General features: G+C 58.8%; 25 protein-coding genes. 16 read left to right on the plus strand and 9 right to left on the minus strand.

Features of this window, described 5'->3' with window-relative positions; translation table 11 throughout:
• Positions 1–33 precede the first annotated feature (33 nt).
• Both PSJ8397_RS13900 and PSJ8397_RS13905 read right to left on the minus strand, forming a co-directional pair.
• Positions 34–354: a DUF1244 domain-containing protein gene (locus PSJ8397_RS13900; protein ID WP_085865406.1), complete on the minus strand. Its 321-nt coding sequence runs from the start codon at positions 352–354 to the stop codon at positions 34–36.
• Complete coding sequence (locus tag PSJ8397_RS13905) at positions 350–1,114, minus strand: N-formylglutamate amidohydrolase (RefSeq protein ID WP_085865232.1); 765 nt, start codon at positions 1,112–1,114, stop codon at positions 350–352. Before PSJ8397_RS13905 ends, PSJ8397_RS13900 begins: the two co-directional genes overlap by 5 nt.
• A gap of 113 nt (positions 1,115–1,227) precedes the next feature.
• Between PSJ8397_RS13905 and pyk the strand changes: the two genes are divergently transcribed.
• The 9 genes from pyk to pheT all read left to right on the plus strand — a co-directional run bounded on the left by pyk (position 1,228) and on the right by pheT (position 9,277).
• On the plus strand, positions 1,228–2,679 hold the full coding sequence (pyk, locus tag PSJ8397_RS13910; protein WP_085865233.1) for a pyruvate kinase: 1,452 nt from the start codon (positions 1,228–1,230) through the stop codon (positions 2,677–2,679).
• 31 nt (positions 2,680–2,710) lie between these two features.
• Complete coding sequence (locus tag PSJ8397_RS13915; RefSeq protein WP_085865234.1) at positions 2,711–2,935, plus strand: hypothetical protein; 225 nt, start codon at positions 2,711–2,713, stop codon at positions 2,933–2,935.
• A gap of 129 nt (positions 2,936–3,064) precedes the next feature.
• Complete coding sequence (gene rpmI / locus PSJ8397_RS13920; RefSeq protein ID WP_085865235.1) at positions 3,065–3,265, plus strand: 50S ribosomal protein L35; 201 nt, start codon at positions 3,065–3,067, stop codon at positions 3,263–3,265.
• Positions 3,266–3,279: 14 nt separating this feature from the next.
• Positions 3,280–3,642 carry a 50S ribosomal protein L20 gene (gene rplT, locus PSJ8397_RS13925; RefSeq protein ID WP_085865236.1) on the plus strand — a complete coding sequence of 121 codons (363 nt, stop codon included), beginning with the start codon at positions 3,280–3,282 and terminating at the stop codon, positions 3,640–3,642.
• A gap of 115 nt (positions 3,643–3,757) precedes the next feature.
• Positions 3,758–4,633: a hypothetical protein gene (locus PSJ8397_RS13930; RefSeq protein WP_085865237.1), complete on the plus strand. Its 876-nt coding sequence runs from the start codon at positions 3,758–3,760 to the stop codon at positions 4,631–4,633.
• Between the two features lie 110 nt (positions 4,634–4,743).
• Positions 4,744–5,805 (plus strand): phenylalanine--tRNA ligase subunit alpha, encoded by a 1,062-nt coding sequence (gene pheS, locus PSJ8397_RS13935; RefSeq protein WP_085865238.1) that lies wholly within the window; start codon positions 4,744–4,746, stop codon positions 5,803–5,805.
• A gap of 611 nt (positions 5,806–6,416) precedes the next feature.
• Positions 6,417–6,608, plus strand: coding sequence for a hypothetical protein (locus tag PSJ8397_RS13940; RefSeq protein WP_085865239.1), 192 nt, complete (start codon positions 6,417–6,419; stop codon positions 6,606–6,608).
• Positions 6,605–6,817 carry a hypothetical protein gene (locus tag PSJ8397_RS13945; RefSeq protein WP_085865240.1) on the plus strand — a complete coding sequence of 71 codons (213 nt, stop codon included), beginning with the start codon at positions 6,605–6,607 and terminating at the stop codon, positions 6,815–6,817. Before PSJ8397_RS13940 ends, PSJ8397_RS13945 begins: the two co-directional genes overlap by 4 nt.
• 60 nt (positions 6,818–6,877) lie before the next feature.
• Positions 6,878–9,277, plus strand: coding sequence for a phenylalanine--tRNA ligase subunit beta (gene pheT, locus PSJ8397_RS13950; RefSeq protein WP_085865241.1), 2,400 nt, complete (start codon positions 6,878–6,880; stop codon positions 9,275–9,277).
• A 3-nt stretch (positions 9,278–9,280) separates the two neighbouring features.
• On the opposite strand, the gene PSJ8397_RS13955 is transcribed toward pheT, so the two are convergent.
• Positions 9,281–10,171: a LysR family transcriptional regulator gene (locus PSJ8397_RS13955; RefSeq protein WP_235000774.1), complete on the minus strand. Its 891-nt coding sequence runs from the start codon at positions 10,169–10,171 to the stop codon at positions 9,281–9,283.
• Between the two features lie 88 nt (positions 10,172–10,259).
• Between PSJ8397_RS13955 and PSJ8397_RS13960 the strand changes: the two genes are divergently transcribed.
• Positions 10,260–10,883 (plus strand): class I SAM-dependent methyltransferase, encoded by a 624-nt coding sequence (locus PSJ8397_RS13960; RefSeq protein WP_085865243.1) that lies wholly within the window; start codon positions 10,260–10,262, stop codon positions 10,881–10,883.
• 36 nt (positions 10,884–10,919) lie between these two features.
• Positions 10,920–11,366, plus strand: a complete 447-nt coding sequence (locus tag PSJ8397_RS13965) for a YtoQ family protein (protein ID WP_085865244.1) — start codon at positions 10,920–10,922, stop codon at positions 11,364–11,366.
• 122 nt (positions 11,367–11,488) lie between these two features.
• On the opposite strand, the gene PSJ8397_RS13970 is transcribed toward PSJ8397_RS13965, so the two are convergent.
• Entirely contained in the window at positions 11,489–12,190 is a 702-nt protein-coding gene (locus PSJ8397_RS13970) for a glutathione S-transferase N-terminal domain-containing protein (RefSeq protein ID WP_085865245.1), read from the minus strand.
• A gap of 148 nt (positions 12,191–12,338) precedes the next feature.
• Between PSJ8397_RS13970 and mscL the strand changes: the two genes are divergently transcribed.
• Together mscL and PSJ8397_RS13980 are read left to right on the plus strand one after the other, a co-directional pair.
• Complete coding sequence (gene mscL / locus PSJ8397_RS13975) at positions 12,339–12,767, plus strand: large conductance mechanosensitive channel protein MscL (RefSeq protein ID WP_085865246.1); 429 nt, start codon at positions 12,339–12,341, stop codon at positions 12,765–12,767.
• A gap of 390 nt (positions 12,768–13,157) precedes the next feature.
• On the plus strand, positions 13,158–13,619 hold the full coding sequence (locus PSJ8397_RS13980) for an Lrp/AsnC family transcriptional regulator (protein WP_085865247.1): 462 nt from the start codon (positions 13,158–13,160) through the stop codon (positions 13,617–13,619).
• Between the two features lie 291 nt (positions 13,620–13,910).
• Here PSJ8397_RS13980 and rpsU read toward each other — a convergent pair whose 3' ends face one another.
• Positions 13,911–14,117, minus strand: a complete 207-nt coding sequence (gene rpsU / locus PSJ8397_RS13985) for a 30S ribosomal protein S21 (protein ID WP_009159816.1) — start codon at positions 14,115–14,117, stop codon at positions 13,911–13,913.
• A 115-nt stretch (positions 14,118–14,232) separates the two neighbouring features.
• On the opposite strand from rpsU, the gene PSJ8397_RS13990 reads away from it, so the two are divergent.
• Together PSJ8397_RS13990 and PSJ8397_RS13995 are read left to right on the plus strand one after the other, a co-directional pair.
• Positions 14,233–14,925, plus strand: a complete 693-nt coding sequence (locus tag PSJ8397_RS13990) for a COQ9 family protein (RefSeq protein ID WP_085865248.1) — start codon at positions 14,233–14,235, stop codon at positions 14,923–14,925.
• A 48-nt stretch (positions 14,926–14,973) separates the two neighbouring features.
• Positions 14,974–15,957, plus strand: coding sequence for an NAD(P)H-quinone oxidoreductase (locus PSJ8397_RS13995; protein WP_085865249.1), 984 nt, complete (start codon positions 14,974–14,976; stop codon positions 15,955–15,957).
• Here the strand turns inward: PSJ8397_RS13995 and PSJ8397_RS14000 are convergent.
• From PSJ8397_RS14000 to PSJ8397_RS14010, 3 genes are all read right to left on the minus strand, one after another.
• Positions 15,954–16,601 (minus strand): hypothetical protein, encoded by a 648-nt coding sequence (locus PSJ8397_RS14000; RefSeq protein ID WP_143515484.1) that lies wholly within the window; start codon positions 16,599–16,601, stop codon positions 15,954–15,956. The two genes, PSJ8397_RS13995 and PSJ8397_RS14000, sit on opposite strands and share 4 nt — an antisense overlap.
• A complete protein-coding gene (locus PSJ8397_RS14005; RefSeq protein ID WP_085865251.1) occupies positions 16,598–17,314 on the minus strand; it encodes a hypothetical protein in 717 nt (238 codons plus the stop codon). Before PSJ8397_RS14005 ends, PSJ8397_RS14000 begins: the two co-directional genes overlap by 4 nt.
• A 67-nt stretch (positions 17,315–17,381) precedes the next feature.
• Positions 17,382–18,032, minus strand: coding sequence for a ribonuclease T2 family protein (locus PSJ8397_RS14010; RefSeq protein WP_085865252.1), 651 nt, complete (start codon positions 18,030–18,032; stop codon positions 17,382–17,384).
• 115 nt (positions 18,033–18,147) lie between these two features.
• Here PSJ8397_RS14010 and PSJ8397_RS14015 point away from each other — a divergent pair, with 115 nt between their 5' ends.
• Positions 18,148–18,894 carry a DUF1013 domain-containing protein gene (locus PSJ8397_RS14015; protein WP_085865253.1) on the plus strand — a complete coding sequence of 249 codons (747 nt, stop codon included), beginning with the start codon at positions 18,148–18,150 and terminating at the stop codon, positions 18,892–18,894.
• A gap of 174 nt (positions 18,895–19,068) precedes the next feature.
• On the opposite strand, the gene recR is transcribed toward PSJ8397_RS14015, so the two are convergent.
• Positions 19,069–19,662 (minus strand): recombination mediator RecR, encoded by a 594-nt coding sequence (gene recR / locus PSJ8397_RS14020; protein WP_085865254.1) that lies wholly within the window; start codon positions 19,660–19,662, stop codon positions 19,069–19,071.

The following is a 19,662-nucleotide window of genomic DNA, read 5'->3' on the forward strand; positions in this document are numbered from 1 at the left end:
TCCGGAATTTTGTTTCCCCGCCCGCCGCAGGCGTTAGTCTTTCCCGTCTGATCCCACATTCGCCTCAAACGCCTCTTTAAATGCGGCATCTTGCGCTGGGCTGGCCTCGGTTTGATAATTGGCCTTCCACTCGGCCATGGTCATTCCGTAAAACGCCTCGCGGCCTTCATCTTTGGTCATTTCTATGCCCCGTTCAGCGGCGGCGTCTTGGTACCACCGGCTCAGGCAATTGCGGCAAAACCCGGCGAGGTTCATCATATCGATGTTCTGCACATCGGTGCGGTCTTCCATCAGGTGCTTTTGCAACCGGCGAAAGGCCGCCGCCTCCAGTTCCAATTGTGTCTGGTCGTCAATCTGTGCCATCTGTGGCCTCCATGTCTGCCAAGGCGCGGGTCAGGATCGGGGCCAGCCGTTGGCCCCACATCGTCTGATCCTGCGCCGTTTCAATCAAATCGTTGCGCACCTCAATCAGTGCATTGGGCCGCCCCTTTTGCAATGCGTGCCTATCAATGCTGTCACCCGGCAAATGGCCGACGTAGGGCTCATTGTCCCCCACACATAAATCGGCCTCCAAACGCAATTCCCGCAACAGCGGGTCGGACAGCCGGTCATCGAACTCATGCAGCACCCCGATATGCCAAGGCCGCGGTGCCCGCCCTTTCAGTTGCGGTGTGAACGAATGGATCGCAACAATCACGGTGTCGTCCTGCCGCGCAGCCAAATCGGCGACGGCTGCGTGATAGGGCGCATAAAACGCCTCCACGCGCCGCGCTTTTTCGGCCTCGTCCGCATCGCGGTTCGCGGGGATCACCGACCCATCATACAGCTTCATCAACAACGTCGGATCATCAAGACCACGGTTCGGGTCGATCACCATGCGTGAAAAGTTGGACAGAACCGCAGGCGCGCCCAAAGCATCCGCCAGCGCACGTGTCACGCCCGCAGCCCCGACATCATAGGCGATGTGCCGCCCCATGTCTTCGGCAGGCAGGCCTAGATCACCGCCACCCACCGAAGGGGGCACCACGTTCGACGCGTGATCGCAGGTGATCAGCCAACATGACTGGCGCGTGGCACCGTGCAGAAAAAACGGCTCATATCCGTCAACTGTCATCTGATTGTTAACCTTCTCGGGGCAGTTGTAGCCCGCCTGAATTTCGTTATAAGACCGCCAACTGTTAGCGGTAACCGCACCGCCGAACACCGACCGATCGAAGGAATAACACCATGAAACGTGATCGCAACGTCAAGATTGTCGCCACCCTTGGCCCTGCATCCGATGACTACAAGATGATCCGCGCCCTCCATGAAGCGGGCGCAGACGTCTTCCGTTTGAACATGAGCCATGGGGACCACGCTGAGATCAAGGTTCGCCATGAGATTATTCGCCAGGTCGAACAGGACACAGGCAGCCCGATTTCCATCCTTGCGGACCTTCAGGGGCCGAAGCTGCGCGTCGGTGTATTCGCAAGCGAGGATGGTGAGGATCTTGAGGTCGGCCAGTCCTTCCGCCTTGATCTGGATGACGCGCCCGGCACCAAAGACCGCGTCCAGCTGCCCCACAAAGAGATTTTCGACGCGCTGGAACCCGGCGCGCACCTGTTGGTGAACGACGGCAAAATCAAACTGCGTGTCAAAGACTGCGGCCGCGATTTTGCCGACTGCGAAGTGCTCGTGGCGGGCACCATTTCCAACCGCAAGGGCGTGAACGTGCCTGATGTGGTTCTGCCGCTGGCCGCCTTGTCGGAAAAAGACCGCAAGGATCTGGAATTTGTCTGTGATCTAGGCGTGGATTGGCTGGCGCTGTCGTTCGTGCAGCGTCCCGCCGACGTGGATGAGGCGCGCAAGCTGTCCAAAGGCCGTGCTGCGATCCTCTCCAAGATTGAAAAACCCGCCGCTGTGAAATCCTTTGACGATATTCTGGCGGTCTCTGACGGGATTATGGTTGCCCGTGGTGATCTGGGCGTTGAATTGCCTGTCCAGAACGTGCCGCCCATCCAGAAACAGCTGATCCGAAAGTGTCGCGCGGCGGCCAAGCCTGTGATCGTGGCGACCCAGATGCTCGAATCCATGATCGAATCGCCCATGCCCACCCGGGCCGAGGTGTCCGACGTGGCCACCGCCATCTATGAAGGCACCGACGCCATCATGCTCAGCGCGGAATCCGCCGCCGGTGATTTCCCGATTGAGGCTGTGACGACAATGAACAACGTCGCGGTCGAGGTTGAGGCAGATCCCACCTACACCGACATCATCGAAGCCAGCCGTGCGACCGACGGCAAGACCGTGGCCGCCGGGATCGTCGCCGCCGCACGTGAGATTGCCGAAACCGCCGACATCAAAGCGATCTGCTGTTATTCCCAGTCGGGCACTACAGCCCTTTTGACATCGCGTGAACGTCCGCGGGTGCCGATCATCGTGCTCAGCAGTGATGAAAACACCATCCGTCGGCTCTGCCTCAGCTGGGGCACGACATGTGTGAAGTCTGTCAAAGTGGTCGACCGCTTCAAGACGGCAGTGATTGAGGCCATCCGCGCTGCGACCGCCACGGGCATCGCCCAAAAGCAGGACATGGTCGTCGTGACCGCCGGTGTGCCGTTCAATACGCCCGGCAGCACGAACATCCTGCGGGTGGCCCCTTGCGACGAAAGTTTGATTTTGGCCGGCGCTTCGGAGTAACCTTTCCAAAACCTTAGCAATGAGGGTGGGCATGGATCCGGATTTAATGTTGGTCATCGGCTTGGTTGTCGGTGTGTTTTCAATACCGTCGATAATGGGGGCGTTGGCCGATGGGGCCGTGCCCCGTGTGGCGTCTATTGCTGTGCTGATTTCCGGCGGGCTGATCGTTCTGGCCATCCGCGACAATCCAGGCGGATATGCGGTGTCTGATATTCCGGATGTTTTCGTGTCGGTCGTCGGGCGCTATATCAACTAGAGCGCGGATTTCCGCCCCTTTTTGCTTGCCATACAGTCAAACGCGGGCTACACGCCCCATTCAACCCGCGCGACCGGCCAGTTTGGCATGCCGAGTCGTGTGTCACAACCGACTTTACAGGAGACGGAAATGCCTAAGATGAAAACGAAATCGAGCTGCAAAAAGCGGTTCAAAGTGACGGCCTCTGGCCGCGTTCTGGCCGGTCAGGCGGGCAAACGCCACGGCATGATCAAACGCACCAACAAATTCCTGCGCAACGCGCGCGGCACCACAACGCTTTGTGCGGCTGACGAGAAAATCGTCAAGTCCATGATGCCCTACGCACGCTAAGAGGAGGGTAGACCATGTCTCGTACCAAAGGCGGAACCGTCACTCATCGTCGTCACAAGAAGGTCACGGATGCAGCGAAAGGCTACTATGGCCGCCGCTCCAACACCTTCAAAGTTGCACGTCAGGCCGTCGACAAGGCGAACCAGTATGCAACCCGTGACCGTCACAACCGCAAACGCAACTTCCGCGCCCTGTGGATCCAGCGGATCAACGCGGCTGTGCGTGCCACCGACGAAAGCCTGACATATTCCCGCTTCATCAACGGCCTGAACCTGGCCGGGATCGAAGTGGACCGCAAAGTGCTGGCCGATCTGGCCGTCAACGAACCCGAAGCCTTCGGTGCCATCGTTGAAAAGGCAAAGGCTGCAATGGCGTAAACGCCACGCCAGACCCTGCGTCATCAAAGGCCGTCCTCATGGGCGGCCTTTTTGTTTTTGAATGCTGCGTGTTGTAAGTCAAAGTCGCGATGACACCTGGACTGAAAGACCACGAATGAAGCTTATCCCCAGCAAAAAGCAGTGGTTGAATTGGAGCCTTCCATCCAAAGCCACGTACATCGGAACCCTCGCCGGTGTGCTGTCGCTTTTGGTCGCGGTGCTGCAAACCGGTGCTTTGCAGAGGGGATGGGCCTATCTAACCGAGACATCCCCGCCCAGTTTCAGTTTCGAAGACGCCAACCCAAACATCGTGGATGAGGTCACAGCGGACCTGTCCGAAAAGGTCATGTTCGACTTTAACGACCATAGGTCCATCACCCTTAAACGAGTGTTTCAGCACATGGATCTGTGTTGGCCGGACGGCTATAACACCGATATTGATCGGGATTATTGGGTGACAAGCCAATTGCTGGTCTTGCGCATGATGGCCATCAATTCTGTGTTCAATAGCGATGCCTATCGCATTGATGACTTTGATCGCCACCGCAACCACGGGCTGGAGGTCGGGTTGGTCGCGTTGCGGGATTTGGACGTGTCTCAATTCCGTCAAGCGTTCGAAGTGTTTCGGTACTACAGGGACACGATCACGCTTCATGAAAACTATGAAGCAAGGTTGTCCCAAGCGTCTGATATCTTGATTGCCGGGGATCCACAGTTTGCTTCCTTTGACGAGGGCACCCGGACGCGATTTGTTCAGATCAAGAATGTCCTTGGCATCGCGCCCTATCCGTCTCCCTGTTTTCACGCAGCACTTTACAGTGTGTCGCTAGAAGACTGGATCGTGTCATTTTGGGTCCGCCGTCACGCAGAGGGGAATTTCCATCTGGCCAGTTGGTTGCTGGATCAGGCGTTGGCCCAGACAGCCAACAGAGACCTTATCGCGCCGACACCCATCACACAGCTGCGGGCGAGGTATGACTCCGCCCTCTAGGGGCGCCTCCGCCAGAACAGGCGCTTGCGATACTGGTACATCCCGTCCGTATTGCATCCGACGCGTACCTCAGCTACCCCGCAGATCAGCACAACAAGGGCCGAGTACTCATGGACGATCTCAAATCCAAATACCTTGATCTTATAGGCAATGCAGCGGATGAGGCCGCATTGGAGGACCTGCGCGTCCAGGCCGTCGGCAAAAAGGGTGAAATCAGCCTCAAGATGCGTGAATTGGGTAAAATGACGCCCGAGGAACGACAGGTGGCCGGGCCTGCCCTCAACGCCCTCAAGGATGAGATCAACGCGGCATTGGCCGCGAAGAAAGCGGGTCTTGCAGACGCCGCCCTTGATGAGCGGCTGAAGGCAGAATGGCTCGACGTGACATTGCCCGCCCGCGACCGTCGTGCCGGCACGATCCACCCCGTCTCTCAGGTGTGGGAAGAATGCACGGCGATCTTTGCCGACATGGGCTTTGCCACCGCCGAAGGCCCCCAGATTGAATCCGATTGGTACAATTTCGACGCCCTCAACATCCCCGGTCACCACCCTGCCCGGGCCGAGATGGACACCTTCTACACCCACCGTGCGGACGGCGACAATCGCCCGCCCCACGTGTTGCGCACCCACACAAGCCCCGTGCAAATCCGCTCTATGGAAGAGCAGGGCGCCCCCATCCGCATCATCTGTCCTGGCCGCGTGTACCGTGCGGATTATGACCAGACACATACGCCGATGTTCCATCAGGTCGAAGGTCTGGCGATCGACAAAGACCTCTCCATGGCGAACCTGAAGTGGGTGCTAGAGGAGTTTTTCACCGCCTATTTCGGCACCTCCGTCAAAACCCGTTTCCGCGCGTCCCACTTCCCCTTCACGGAACCGTCGGCTGAGGTCGACATCCAGTGTTCTTTCGAAGGCGGCACCGTGAAAGTGGGCGAAGGCGATGACTGGCTCGAAGTCCTCGGCTCCGGCATGGTCCACCCCAAAGTGCTGGCCGCAGGCGGCATCGACCCGAACGAATGGCAAGGCTTCGCCTTCGGCATGGGCATCGACCGGATTGCGATGTTGAAATACGGTATCCCCGACCTTCGTGCATTCTTCGAAAGCGACCTGCGCTGGCTGCGCCACTACGGGTTCAGCGCGCTACAGGTGCCGACGGTGCATGGGGGGTAGGATTGCTACGCCGCATTCTCATTCTAACCACGCTGCCAGCCTTTCCGTTGCAATTGGCTGCTCAAGATTTTTGCCAGCAAGTGTGGGGCGCTGCTATCGTGGCACAGGATGGGGAGTTTCTTGGATATGTTGCCTCACCATACGATTCAGATTCTATTTTTAACGAATACGGAAGCCATGGCTCAGAGTATTCTACAACGAGCATTCTGAACAAATATTCAACTTATGGCTCGGAATATTCAAATCTCTCCCCATTCAACGACTATGCTAGCGAACCACCGCTCCTGATAATAAACGGTAACGCAGTGGCTCACGTCACCACAAACAGATATTTGCAAAGTCCCGTCAGCCCGTTTGCGTTGTTTAGTTGTAAACAGTGAACAAAGCCCGGCACCGCCGGACAGCGCACGACCCTCCCCCCGGGAGGGCGCTTTTGCTACGTCAGTCCCTCGCGCGGCCGATAAAGCTTGAGGCAAACGTCCCCGCCCAAACAGCCCGATCACATGCGCCCACCCAGGGTCGGGCGCTGCCCTCTGTTTGTCGCCAGAGACCGTAACTCCATCCTAACCTCCACCTGCTAACCCCGCCTTTCCACCCGCGAAAGGCACCTCATGCTCCTCACACTCTACCTCCTCGGCGCGATCTCCTTTGGCCCCGCCTGCCTGATCGCGGCCGCGCTGCGCCACCGGCCCACGGTCGTTTGGTATTGGAACGGGTTTCTCCTGCAACCGGTCGCGCTGGCCATCCTCCTGTCCCTGCCGCCCCTTGATCCCCCGCCCAGGCGGGCCACCTCTCCCCCATGAGCACCCGTTTCAAACTCTATCTGATCGCCCTCGTTGCGCTGATCGTCGTGGCCCATGTGGAGCTGTGGCGCGATCCGGATATTCCGCTGGACACAAAGCGCCGTCTGACGACCCTAAATGCGCTTGGCTGGGCCGCGATCATCCTGCCGGTCTTTGCCGTCAATCAGTGGCTCAAATCCAAGACGGCCAAGACCGACGAACGCCCCTAGCAGCGCGTTGGCCTTTCCGCTAAACCCCTGCCAACACGTATTCCGGCAGGGACCAGACAGATGAAATTCACGCTTTCATGGCTCAAATCGCACCTCGACACCGACGCCTCCGTCGATGAGATTGCGGACACCCTCACCGACCTCGGGCTTGAGGTTGAGGGCATCGAAAACCCCGCCGCCAAACTTAGCGATTTCATCATCGGTAAGGTCACAGCCGCCGAAAAGCACCCTGACGCGGACAAGCTGCGCGTCTGCACCGTCGACTACGGCCAAGGCCCCACGCAGATCATCTGCGGTGCGCCCAATGCGCGGACAGGCATCACCGTCGTTGTGGCCCGTCCAGGCACCTATATCCCTGGCCTCGACATCACCATTTCCGTGGGCAAAATCCGCGGCATCGAAAGCCACGGCATGATGGCATCCGAACGGGAATTGGAACTGAGCGACGAACACGACGGCATTATCGAACTGCCCGCCGGAGAGATTGGCCAATCCTTCGCGGATTATCTGGCGGAACATGACGCGGCCAAGGTCGATCCGGTCATCGAAATCGCCATTACGCCCAACCGACCTGACGCCTTGGGCGTGCGCGGCGTGGCCCGGGATCTGGCCGCGCGCGGTTTGGGCACCCTCAAACCCTGCACCGTAGATCCGGTGCCTGCATCCGGCCCATGCCCCATCAGCGTGACAATCGACGCCGACACCCTCGACCAGGCGCCCGTGTTTTTTGGCCGCCTGATCACAGGCGTCAAAAACGGGCCCAGCCCTGACTGGCTGCAGCAACAGCTGCGCGCGATTGGGTTGCGTCCGATCAGCTTCCTCGTCGATGTGACCAACTGGTTCACCTATGATCTGAACCGCCCGTTGCACGTCTTCGATGCTGATAAAATCACAGGGGGCAGCCTGCGCCTGCACCGCGCCAGCGGCGAAGAAAGCCTGCAAGGCCTGGATGAGCGTGACTACACCTTCCCCGAAGGTGCCACCGTTATTTCGGACGCCGAAGGCCCCGAATCCATCGCCGGTGTCATGGGCGGCCTGCGCACCGGCGTGACCGCAGAGACCACCAATGTCTTCGTCGAAGCGGCCTATTTTGACCCGATCCGCACCGCCTACACAGGCCGCGCGATGAAGATCAATTCAGACGCGCGCTACCGGTTTGAACGAGGCATTGACCCTGCCTTCACCCCAGAAGGGCTGGAGCACGCCGTGCGCATGATCGTCGATCACGCGGGCGGTGCCGCGTCCGAGGTTGTGCAGGCAGGTGCGGTTCCCGACACCTCGCGGGCCTACAAACTGGACACGGCACGCTGTTCCTCGCTGGTGGGCATGGATATCCCGGCAGATCAGCAACGCGCCACGCTCACCGCGCTTGGGTTCACCATGGAGGGCGACATGGCACAGGTGCCCAGCTGGCGCCCCGATGTTCAGGGCGAGGCTGATCTGGTCGAGGAAGTTGCCCGCATGGCGTCCCTCACCAACCTTGAACCCAAACCCATGGCCCGCGCTCGCGCTGGCGTGCCCGAACCCGTTCTCACGCCCATGCAAAACCGCCTGCGCATGGCGCGACGGACGACGGCCGCGCTGGGATACAATGAATGCGTCACCTACAGCTTCATCGACAAGGCAGCGGCCACCCTGTTTGGCGGTGGGGACGATGCGACGATGCTGGCCAATCCCATCAGCTCCGAGATGTCGCACATGCGCCCCTCTGTCCTGCCCGGCCTGTTGCAGGCCGCCGCCCGCAATCAGGCACGCGGTCTGTCCAACATGGCCTTGTTTGAGGCAGGCGATGCCTTCCACGGCGGTGAACCGGGCGAACAACATACTGTCGTGACAGGCATTTTGGTCGGCAAAACGGGCCCCAAGGACGTCCACGGCACGTCCCGCGATGTGGATGTTTACGACGCCAAGGCCGACGCCGAGGCGATCCTTACGGCCATGGGGGCGCCCGCCAAAGTGCAAATCCTGCGCGACGCAGGCGCCGAATGGCACCCCGGGCGTCACGGCAAAATCTGTCTTGGCCCCAAAAAGGTGTTGGGCGTGTTTGGCGAAATTCACCCCAAGATTTTGACCGCGCTGGACGTCAAAGGCCCTGTCGTGGGCTTTACCCTTTATCCGGCTGAAATTCCGCTCCCCAAAAAGCAAACCGCCAACCGTGGTGCGGCCAGCATCCCTGACCTGCAAGCGGTTGAACGTGATTTCGCCTTTGTTGTGGACGCGGGTGTTGAGGCTTTGACGCTCGTCAACGCTGCGGCAGGTGCGGACAAAGCACTGATCGAGGATGTGCGCGTCTTTGATGAATTCATCGGTGGCAGTCTGGGCGAAGGGAAGAAATCCCTTGCCGTGACGGTCCGCCTGCAGCCCAAAGACGCGACGCTGAAAGACGCCGATATTGAGGCTGTGAGCACCAAGATCGTCGACAAAGTCACCAAGGCGACAGGTGGCACGCTGCGGGGCTAGACCTTACCGCGCCGCAATCGCATCGGCCAGCATGTCGAACACCAGCCTGATTTTCGGGCTGGTGTGTAATTCGCGGTGTGCGACCAGCCAGACGGGAAATGCCACCTGCAGCGTTTCCGGCAACAAAGCCTCCATCTCGGGTGCGGCTGCCCCAACGCTTTCGTCCATGGGGCAAATCCCCAATCCAGCGCGCCCCATTTCCCATGCGACCAACCCATCCGCGGACGACGTGCGGAAGTTGTCTGGCGTCAGGGGGATATCCAGCCCCGTCATATACTCCACCATACGGTCAATATTGCCGTAGGCCACCCAATCCATCTTCGCCATGTCCGCGCGGGTGTTCGGCCGGCCGACGCGATCAAGATAGCTGCGGTTTGCGTAGAAATACCCCTTCGCCTCGCGCACCATGCGTGCCACCAGATCGGGCTCTTCGGGTCGCATGTGGCGGATGGCGATGTCTGCTTCACGGCGCATCAGGTCACTGATGTCGTTGGTGGCCACGACCTCAACCTGCAACTGCGGCGCGGTTTTTCGCACGGCGCTGATGACGGCGGGCAGCAACGTGGCGGACATGATATCACTGGCGGTGATTTTCACCCAGCCGGTCAGGTCCGACCTTTGCGCACTGGCCGCGATGGTGGCGCTGTGTGCGGCGTGTCCCATGGGCTGAACGTGCGTCAAAACCTCACGTCCGGCGTCGGTCAGCGCCAATCCGCGCCCCACGCGTTCGAACAACAAAAGGCCTAAACGATCTTCCAATGCGGCCACCTGCCGGCTGAGTGTGGGTTGCGTCAGCCCCAAAATACGGGCCGCCGCCGACAGCGATTGCGCCTCTGCTGTGACCATGAACGCCCGCAGATGGTTCCAATCGAGCCTGTTGGGGTCAATATCCATACGCAAATGTATAGATACCGTGTGAATTTCGTCAATTCCGCCGCCACCCATACAGCTGTATTACATCCCCTAAAGAACGGAGGTTCACATGAACGACGCAGCATTCTGGGACAAGATCGCCCCCAAGTACGCCCAAGACCCGATCAAAGACATGGCCGCCTACGAATACACCTTGGGCCGCACCAAATCCTACCTGACAACGGACGACCACGTTCTGGAAATCGGCTGCGGGACAGGATCAACGGCCCTCACGATCGCCCCGCATGTGCGCAACATCACAGGCACCGACGTGTCACCTGGGATGATCGCGATTGCCAATGAAAAGGCGGCACAGACCCCGAACGCCAGCTTTCACGCGGCGCGCGCCGAAACGGTCGCACGCGGGCACGGACCCGTCGATGCAATCTTGGGGTTCAACCTGTTTCACCTTGTTCCCAAGGCCGAAGACATCTTCGCGGACATTCACCGCGCCTTGCCAAAAGGGGGGTACTTTATCTCAAAAACGCCCTGCCTTGCGGACCCCTCCATCGGGGTCAAACGTCACCTGTTTCGCGCCATGATCCCGCCCATGCAGTGGATCGGCAAAGCGCCGACGGTGCGGTTCTTCACCCAAGTCGAACTGGAACAGGCCATTCAGTTTGCAGGGTTTGAGGTTGTGGAGGCCGGGAATTTTCCCGCCATCTCCCGCTACATTGTGGCGCGCAAAACCTGACGTGCTACATGGCCCCCTAACGAAAGGGGGCGCAGCATGCTCAACGTATATCTCTCCGGTGAAATCCATACCGACTGGCGCGAACAGATCATCGCAGGGGCACAGGGTTTGGATGTGACCTTCAACAGCCCCGTGACCGATCATGCGGCCTCAGATGATTGTGGCGTCGCCATCCTGGGGGAGGAGCCGAACAAATACTGGCACGACCACAAGGGCGCGATGGTCAACGCGATCCGCACCCGCAAGGGGATCGAGGACGCCGATGTGGTCGTCGTGCGGTTTGGGGAAAAGTACAAGCAATGGAATGCCGCGTTCGATGCGGGCTTTGCCGCGGCCTTGGGCAAATCCCTGATCATCCTGCAGCAGCCTGACCATGATCACGCCCTTAAAGAGGTCGATGCCGCGGCCCTCGCCGTGACCCGCGAACCGCGCGAAGTGGTCGAAATTCTGCGCTATGTCCTGACTGGAAAACTGCCGGGCTGACGCGTTTTCTGGCCAGGCTGCCATACGCGAGCCATACGAAAACCGTACGCGAGCCATACGCCGAAAAAAGGCCCCTGCATTAACCTTTCGCAGGGGCCTTTAACTCTTTCTTCAGAGTGGTGTTAACCATTCCGATCCGGAATATTGCGCCCTTTTTGCACGGCAGGACGGGCGTTGAACCGTTCAAGATAGGCGGGCACATGGGTCAGATCGTTGAAGCCCACCACATCTTTTGTGCCATAAAACTCCAGCGCGCCCAGCCATGGCGCGATGGCCATGTCGGCGATGGAATAGTCGCCCGCGATCCAGTCCCGCTTGGCCAATTCACCCTCAAGGACGTTCAACAGGCGTTTGGCTTCGTCGACAAATCGCTGTTTGGGGCGCGGGTCTTCGATCTCGGATCCCGCGAATTTGCTGAAATAGCCCAACTGCCCGAACATAGGCCCAAGACCGCCCATCTGGAACATCAGCCATTGGATGACATGGGCCTTGTCCGCCGCCGTTTTCCCAATGAATTTCCCTGATTTTTCAGCCAGATAAATCAAGATCGCGCCACTTTCAAACAGACCGACGGGTGTGCCATCGGGGCCATCGGGATCAATGATTGCAGGGATTTTGTTGTTGGGGTTCAGGCTGAGGAACGCCTCTGACTTCACGTCTGCATCGGACAGTGTGACGCGGTGGGGTTCATACGGAAGGCCCATCTCCTCAAGGGCGATCGAAACCTTCACGCCGTTCGGGGTCGGGAAGGAAAACAGCTGCAGAATGTCGGGGTTCTGGGGCACCCAACGCTGGGTGATGGGAAAGTCAGAGAGATCGGCCACGGGGGGTTCCTTTCGATTGATGCGGGTAACGTAAGGGGAATGTTCCGGAATATAACCCTTTGGTGGTGTGCGAAATTTAAGTTAACACTGTGCACGTGGGCGCAGGGAGGGAATTTTCTGCGTTGTAGCCAATACAGTGGGAAGAAAAATGCTGAACGAATTCAAAGACTTTATCGCCAAGGGCAATGTCATGGACATGGCCGTTGGTATCATCATCGGTGCCGCCTTTACGGCGATTGTGACCTCTCTTGTGGGGGATTTGATCAACCCGATCATCGGCCTGTTCATGGGCGGTGTTGATTTCACCAACAACTATGCCGTGCTGGCCGGTGACGTTGCCGAAGGCGCATCGCTGGAAGCTGCGCGTGAAACTGGCGCGTCGATCTTCGCTTACGGTGCCTTCATCATGGCCGTTATCAACTTCTTGATCATCGCCTTCGTGGTGTTCATGTTGGTGCGCTATGTCAACAAGGTCAAAGCCGCTGCCGAGACGCCGGAAGAGCCCGTGGAAGAGGCCCCCGCAGGCCCCACGCAGGAAGAGCTGTTGTCCGATATCTTGGCCGCTCTGCAGAAGTAAGCCGTCTCTTTGTGACGCAAAAGGCCCGCCCCATCAGGCGGGCCTTTTTTCTGGGCTGCCAACGCAAGTTGCAGGACAAGACGTCTAGCGGATCCTCCGGGACTCTCTGCGACAGCCTTCGCGCAGTCATGCTCATTGCCCCCCTGCCGGCTTGCATGGTGCCTGCATGACGGAGAGACACCACCTCCGGCACCGCGTAAGGTGTCAATCCAATGCAAACTTCTGAGGTTTGATTTCCTCGGGGCAATCCATGCGCATTTTGGGTATCCTCAGTCCTGAGGGTCGTCATCTCGCGGTGCTTGCGGCGAATGACTCGCTATTTTTCGCGTGGTTGCGATAAAGGTGCGACAATCTTGCTTTGATTGACAAAAACACGGGAGGATTTCCGAAATGGGTGATCTTGATGACACAGATCGGCGTTTGCTGAAGGCCTTGCAAAGAGAGGGGCGCCTGTCGAACGCGGAATTGTCGGACAAGGTGAACCTGTCCCCCTCCGCCTGTCACAGACGGGTCCAACGTCTTGAAAAAGAGGGGTTTATTGATGGCTATGTGGCCCTCGTGAACCCGCGCAAGGTAGAACGTAAAACGACGGTCTTTGTGGAAATCACCCTGCGGGCCCAAGCGGATGATGTGCTGGATGCGTTTGAAAAGTCTGTCGCGCGCATCCCCGATGTTCTGGAATGCCACCTGATGGCGGGGGCCGCTGATTATTTGCTGAAAGTCGTGGCCGAGGACGCCGAAGATTTCGCACGCATTCACCGGCGTTATCTGGCCAGCCTGCCCGGCGTTCAGGGCATGCAATCCTCGTTTGCGCTGCGCACCGTGCGCCAGACAACGGCCCTGCCGGTTTAACGGTTGGGGAACTATCCCGCGTTTTCGGGTGTTTGTTCGGCAAGTTGATCCAAAAGGAGTATCATCATGCGTGGAATTCTCAGCCTTATCGGCCTTGTTGTTGTCGTCATGGCCATCATCAATCTGGTGTAGACATGCGCAACATTCTTTATATCATCGGCCTGATCGTCGTGGTCGTCGCGATCCTGCGTTTGGCAGGCATCGCGTAAACACTGACAAGACAATTACGAAAAAGCCCCCGCGCCAAATTGGTACGGGGGCTTTCTCTATTCGAAACGTGTTCAAGGCTGCTTAGAGCATACCTTCACGCTGTGCTTTCTTCCGAGCCAGCTTGCGCTGACGGCGAATGGCCTCGGCCTTCTCGCGCGCCTTTTTCTCGGACGGCTTTTCGAAATGCTGCTTAAGCTTCATTTCACGAAAAACGCCCTCACGCTGGAGCTTTTTCTTCAGGGCACGAAGCGCCTGATCGACGTTGTTGTCACGAACACTAACCTGCATGTGGTTTTCACCACCTTTCTAAGTTGGATTTGCAAGGAATTGCAGGAGTTGGCCGTATAGCAAAGGGGTCCTATGTTGTCTAGGGTGCCCCGAACGCTGCAAATGGGAGGCTGCTATGACACCCCAAACCGACCCTCGACAGATTGAATTGCTGGATGCCGTCTTGCCCCATGTGGCCTTTGACGGCTGGACAGAGGCCGCCTTTAAGGCCGGTGCAGACGACAGCGATATGACGCTGGAGGCCGCGCGCGATGCCTGTCCACGGGGTGCCGTTGATCTGGCGGTGGCCTTTCACCGGCAGGGGGATGCGGCGATGGTTGCGGCGTTAAAGGATGCTGAACTGGCGGAGATGCGGTTCCGCGACAAGGTTGCCAATGCGATCTGGTTGCGGCTTGAGGTTGCCCAAGACAAGGAGGCGGTGCGTCGCGGATCGGTGCTTTTCGCACTGCCGCACATGGCACCGGAAGGCTCCAAGCTGATTTGGGAAACGGCCGATGCGATCTGGACCGCGCTGGGCGACACGTCAGACGATGTGAACTGGTACACGAAGCGCGCGACACTGTCGGCGGTTTATGGGTCTGTGGTTCTGTATTGGTTGGGGGACGACAGCCTTGATGGTCAGGCCACGCGCAGCTTCATCGACCGACGGATCGAGAATGTGATGCAGTTTGAGACCTTCAAATCAGCGATCAAGTCCAACCCGCTGACCAAGCCGTTTGCGTCTGTGCTTGGGCAGCTGACCTCTCGTATCAAGGCACCGGGGGAGGCCCCGACGGACGTGCCCGGGCGGTGGTCCCGCGGGGGCTGAGCGGCCCCGCCGACTGATGATGCAAAGCGAAAGACAAGAGGGTGACAGATGTCCGATACCATGCGCGCCATTGAAATTACGAAACCCGGCGGCCCGGAGGTTTTGGCCGAAACCGTGCGGCCTTTGCCCGTTGCTGGACATGGGCAGGTGGTTTTGAAAATTGCCTATGCTGGGGTGAATCGCCCTGATGCCCTACAGCGCGCGGGCAGTTATGCCCCGCCCAAGGGGGCAAGCCATCTTCCTGGGCTTGAGGCCTCGGGCGAGGTTGTTGACGTCGGGACAGGGGTCACCGATCTGGCCCTTGGCGATCACGTCTGTGCGCTTTTGCCCGGCGGTGGGTATGCAGAATACGCAGCGACCCCTGCCGCGCATTGTTTGCCCGTCCCGGACGGGTTGACCCTGAAACAGGCCGCCTGCCTGCCCGAGACGTTTTTCACCGTCTGGTCCAACGTCTTCATGCGTGGCGGCTTAAAGGCGGGGGAGCGGTTCTTGGTCCATGGTGGATCGTCTGGCATCGGCACAACGGCCATTCAACTGGCCGATGTGATGGGCGCACGGGTGTTCACGACCGCAGGTTCGGATGACAAATGCGCGGTGTGCCGTGATCTGGGTGCAGAGGTTGCCGTGAATTACCGCGCGGACGATTTCGTCGAGATGATGAAACAGGCGGGCGGCGCGAACCTGATCCTCGATATGGTGGGCGGGGATTATCTGCCCCGCAACGTCCGCGCTTTGGCCGACGATGGACGCCTTGTGCAGATCGCTTTTTTGCAGGGACCCAAGGTTGAGTTGAATTTTGCGCAGGTGATGATGCGGCGGTTGACGATTACCGGTTCAACCCTGCGGCCGCAAAACGATCAGGCCAAGGCAGACATCGCATCGCAACTGCGCGACCACGTTTGGCCCTTGATTGCGGCGGGGCGCATTGCCCCCGTGATGGACCTTGAATTTGACTTGACCGAGGCCGCTGCCGCCCACGCGCGAATGGAAAGCAGTCAACACATTGGCAAAATCGTTTTGAAGGTCGCCTAGCGTAGGATGTCCATCTCAAGCAGTTGGTTTGTTGCATTGTCGATCAGCAAGCGGACCTCGGGCGTGGCGCGATAGATGGTGCTGTCACCAACCGAGTCTACAAATTTGAACTGCTGGACGTCGACAGGATCAACAAAGACGCCCTGATTTGAATAAGAGGGGGCCTCAACCACGATGGCCTCACCGGTGCCGCCGATCTGCGGGAAGCCGATGGTGGGGTCATAGCCATCCAAGAACGCCTGGAGGGCGGCAATGTCTTCGGGCACGACATTTTGCCAGTTCGTCGGATTGTTGCCATTCGGCAGCGCCGGATTGTCGTCGTCCCCGTTGAAGGCATCGAGTTGCGCAAGCAAACCGGATGCATCGTCTGAGCCAAGATCAAGGGGCGCGACATGACAGAGCGTTCCGACCTCCGCATTGCCCAGATGTTGGACAAAATAGGGCTGACCATTGAGTTGAGACGCGACCTGATCGCACGTCCGACGCGCCTGCGTTGCAGCCGCACGCAGCGGGCGCTGTCGTAGGTCATCAATGCAGTCTTGTGTGTAAAGGCCCGCCTCGGTCGGCTGACACAGCTCTGTGGGTTGTGCTGGAACCATCATGGGAACCATGACGAGTAAAAAGGCGACCGGTTCGATCCTCATTCCTCTTCCCCCGTTGCGACGGGTTCAAAGGCGGGCGGCTGGGGTGTCGCCCGGTCAGGCGTGGTCGGGGGGGACACAGCGTCTTCCGTTTCGACATCGGCACGACATATCTCATAGGTCCCGCCCTCTTCCGTCAGGCACCATGCGGTAGCACCGGGGGGGACGACCTCAATAGATTTGATCGGGATGGCGAGGGCCTGTGTGATGCCCATGACAAGGACGCCACCCAGCATGAACAAGACCCCGGGCGAGTATGAGGAAAACGCAAACTGGCTTTCTTTCAACGTCTTGGCCGCATCTTCGCCGTCCGACAAAGCGGACAGGGCGTTGGGGCCGCCACCCATGCTGCCGGAAATGGTTGTCAGCGATGTCACCTGCCGCAAGATGAACAATCCACCCATGGTGCACAGGGCCAGCCCGACAACGAAGGAAAACCCGGTGATGAACGTGCGCATCACCAGCGCCAGCGCCACGCGACGTTCGCGGTAGATCAAGGTGTCAACGTAATATTCGCCCAAGTCTTCTGATCGGTTCAGGTGGGGAAAATCAATCAGACCGGTTTGACCCAGCACAAGGCCAAACAAGACCAGAACCCCCATCGCCCCGCCGCCAACCCAGGCAAGGATGCGGATGTCGCCGTCTTTCACCAATGTATTGGTGGCATACGGTGGGGCCTTTGGGGGCATTTCGTCTGGTGTGTTGTCGTCTGCCATGGTCAATTCCTTGTTGAATTGACCTTACGTTAACTTTCAATCAACGATCTGGCGAGTCTTCAAAACCTTACCTCACCGGATCAAACAGCGCGTCGTCCAAACTGCAATCGCGGATGACGTCGGATCCGCAATGTCGCAGTTCCAAATCGCGGGTCAGGCAGATGCGGGCCTCCTGGATGCGGCCGGACCGGCAGGTGATGGTGATTTCGTCTGCATCCAGCCCATCGTTGTCGCGCATGAATGCCTCTTCGATCAGGGACGCGGGCAAGGTCACGGGATCGGTCAGGCGGCGGAAGACCTCTGGCCGTGTGATCCGGCTGTAGGCCTCACGTGAGAGGTCATAGAAATCATCGGGGCTGAGGCCAGAACACGACCCGTGTTTGTTCCACTGATGCCATGCTGAACCGGAGGACCCATAAAGATCTGCCTGGGCCGCCGTGTCACTGCGCGAGGGGTTGCGAAAGCTGTGCCTGCAATCGGATGGCCAACCACGTTCATATTGTGGCCAAAGCCCATGCAGCACCCACCCGAAATCTGCATCCGCATCGCATTGCGGTGAACCCCGATCATCGCCTTCGAGGGCGCACCAGGTGGGTGACCATGACAGCGCCAGGACGTAGTAGTCGAAGTCCCCCGCCCTGTCTTGGGCGTGGGATGTGGCGGGCAGGGCAAGGGTGATCAGAAGGGCAATAAGGCTGCGCATTTGGGGTCTTTCCATGTGGCGTTGGCCCGACTATATACGTCTCAAGTTCCCCGACAACGTGAACCCGGCCTGAAACGGTCTGCCCATTTAAGGGTGTAGGGAAGGCGTGTCTATTGATAGGAGAAAGCAGATGGCTCAGAACCTGCCCATCATGGCCAAAGCAACCGCAGTCTGGCTGTGTGACAACACGACGATCACCTTCAAACAGGTCGCAGATTTTTGCGGGCTGCACGAATTGGAAGTGCAAGGCATCGCGGATGGTGACGTGGCAACCGGCGTCAAAGGGTTTGACCCGATCGCCAACAAGCAGCTGACCCAGGAAGAGATCGACAAAGCTGAGGCTGATCCGTCCCACAAGCTGAAATTGCTGTACAACCCCGCCTCGGCTGGCGAGGAAAAACGTCGCGGCCCGCGCTACACGCCCCTCTCCAAGCGCCAGGACCGGCCTGCGTCGATCTATTGGCTGGTGAAGTTCCACCCAGAGCTGAGCGATGGTCAGATCTCCAAGCTGGTGGGCACGACGAAGCCTACCATTCAGGCGATCCGTGAACGCACCCATTGGAACATCAACAACATCGAACCGATTGACCCTGTGGCGCTGGGCCTGTGCAAACAATCCGAGTTGGATGCGGCTGTACAAAAGGCCAACGCCAAGAAGGCCAAAGAGGGCGGCGTAATGTCTGATGATGAACGGCGTAAGCTGGTGTCGACGGAACAGAGCCTCGGTATGGATGCAGAGCCCAAGATCCCTGCTGGCATGGCGGGTCTTGAGACGTTTACGCTGTCCGACGCACCAGAGCCGGAAGAGGACACATCGGTGCCAGACGCCGATACGTTCTTTAACTTGCCCGATGATGACGGTGACGACGAAGATTGATCTTCGCAAGTGGTGTGAAATTGAAAAACCGCCCCGGCCTTTGGCCCGGGCGGTTTTGCTTTTCTGTTTGATTTGATGGGCGCGAGGGACAGCCGGTTTACTGGCATCGGTTATCGATAGGCGCGCTGGATGGGTGCCTCCGGCGGAGGTATTTTTGACCCAAAGAAACGGGTGTTACACAGATTTTCGGGCGTTGAGGGCTGCTGTGATGGTGCCATCATCGAGATAATCGAGTTCGCCGCCCACAGGCACGCCTTGTGCGAGCGACGTCACCTGCACGCCTTGCAGTTCGTCGGCAATGTAGTGCGCTGTGGTCTGGCCGTCGATTGTGGCGCCGAGGGCAAGGATGACCTCGGTCACACCTTCGGTGGTCACGCGGTCGCGCAGTTTGGGGATGCGCAATTCATCAGGGCCGATGTCGTCGAGGGCTGACAGAGTGCCGCCAAGCACGTGATAGCGACCCTTGAAGACGCCGGCCCGCTCCATCGCCCAAAGGTCGGCCACGTCTTCGACAACGCAGATTTGTCCGATGCTGCGTTTTTCGCTGGCGCAGATATCGCAGATGTCAGAGGTTCCGATGTTGCCGCAGTTGAGACATTCACGGGCGGTTGCGCCCACTGTCGTCATGGCATCGGCCAAAGGGGAGAGGAGTTGGCCGCGTTTCTTGATCAGATGCAGCACAGCCCGACGCGCCGATCTGGGGCCGAGGCCGGGCAGGCGGGCCATCAGGTCAATCAGCGCGTCGATGTCTTTTGGGGCCTGGCTCAC

It is taken from the genome of Pseudooctadecabacter jejudonensis, assembly GCF_900172275.1.
Lineage (GTDB): Bacteria > Pseudomonadota > Alphaproteobacteria > Rhodobacterales > Rhodobacteraceae > Octadecabacter > Octadecabacter jejudonensis.

Bases quoted from the DNA above. Each gene is read 5' to 3' on its own strand.
- PSJ8397_RS14015 (WP_085865253.1), top strand. From the start codon at position 18,148: ATGGCTCAGAACCTGCCCATCATGGCCAAAGCAACCGCAGTCTGGCTG.
- rplT (WP_085865236.1), top strand. From the start codon at position 3,280: ATGTCTCGTACCAAAGGCGGAACCGTCACTCATCGTCGTCACAAGAAG.
- PSJ8397_RS13965 (WP_085865244.1), top strand. From the start codon at position 10,920: ATGCTCAACGTATATCTCTCCGGTGAAATCCATACCGACTGGCGCGAA.
- PSJ8397_RS14000 (WP_143515484.1), bottom strand. From the start codon at position 16,601: ATGAGGATCGAACCGGTCGCCTTTTTACTCGTCATGGTTCCCATGATG.
- PSJ8397_RS13940 (WP_085865239.1), top strand. From the start codon at position 6,417: ATGCTCCTCACACTCTACCTCCTCGGCGCGATCTCCTTTGGCCCCGCC.
- PSJ8397_RS14005 (WP_085865251.1), bottom strand. From the start codon at position 17,314: ATGGCAGACGACAACACACCAGACGAAATGCCCCCAAAGGCCCCACCG.
- PSJ8397_RS13990 (WP_085865248.1), top strand. From the start codon at position 14,233: ATGACACCCCAAACCGACCCTCGACAGATTGAATTGCTGGATGCCGTC.
- PSJ8397_RS13945 (WP_085865240.1), top strand. From the start codon at position 6,605: ATGAGCACCCGTTTCAAACTCTATCTGATCGCCCTCGTTGCGCTGATC.
- pheT (WP_085865241.1), top strand. From the start codon at position 6,878: ATGAAATTCACGCTTTCATGGCTCAAATCGCACCTCGACACCGACGCC.
- rpsU (WP_009159816.1), bottom strand. From the start codon at position 14,117: ATGCAGGTTAGTGTTCGTGACAACAACGTCGATCAGGCGCTTCGTGCC.
- PSJ8397_RS13905 (WP_085865232.1), bottom strand. From the start codon at position 1,114: ATGACAGTTGACGGATATGAGCCGTTTTTTCTGCACGGTGCCACGCGC.
- PSJ8397_RS13980 (WP_085865247.1), top strand. From the start codon at position 13,158: ATGGGTGATCTTGATGACACAGATCGGCGTTTGCTGAAGGCCTTGCAA.
- PSJ8397_RS14010 (WP_085865252.1), bottom strand. From the start codon at position 18,032: ATGGAAAGACCCCAAATGCGCAGCCTTATTGCCCTTCTGATCACCCTT.
- rpmI (WP_085865235.1), top strand. From the start codon at position 3,065: ATGCCTAAGATGAAAACGAAATCGAGCTGCAAAAAGCGGTTCAAAGTG.
- pheS (WP_085865238.1), top strand. From the start codon at position 4,744: ATGGACGATCTCAAATCCAAATACCTTGATCTTATAGGCAATGCAGCG.
- PSJ8397_RS13995 (WP_085865249.1), top strand. From the start codon at position 14,974: ATGTCCGATACCATGCGCGCCATTGAAATTACGAAACCCGGCGGCCCG.
- PSJ8397_RS13915 (WP_085865234.1), top strand. From the start codon at position 2,711: ATGGATCCGGATTTAATGTTGGTCATCGGCTTGGTTGTCGGTGTGTTT.
- PSJ8397_RS13955 (WP_235000774.1), bottom strand. From the start codon at position 10,171: ATGGATATTGACCCCAACAGGCTCGATTGGAACCATCTGCGGGCGTTC.
- pyk (WP_085865233.1), top strand. From the start codon at position 1,228: ATGAAACGTGATCGCAACGTCAAGATTGTCGCCACCCTTGGCCCTGCA.
- mscL (WP_085865246.1), top strand. From the start codon at position 12,339: ATGCTGAACGAATTCAAAGACTTTATCGCCAAGGGCAATGTCATGGAC.
- PSJ8397_RS13960 (WP_085865243.1), top strand. From the start codon at position 10,260: ATGAACGACGCAGCATTCTGGGACAAGATCGCCCCCAAGTACGCCCAA.
- PSJ8397_RS13930 (WP_085865237.1), top strand. From the start codon at position 3,758: ATGAAGCTTATCCCCAGCAAAAAGCAGTGGTTGAATTGGAGCCTTCCA.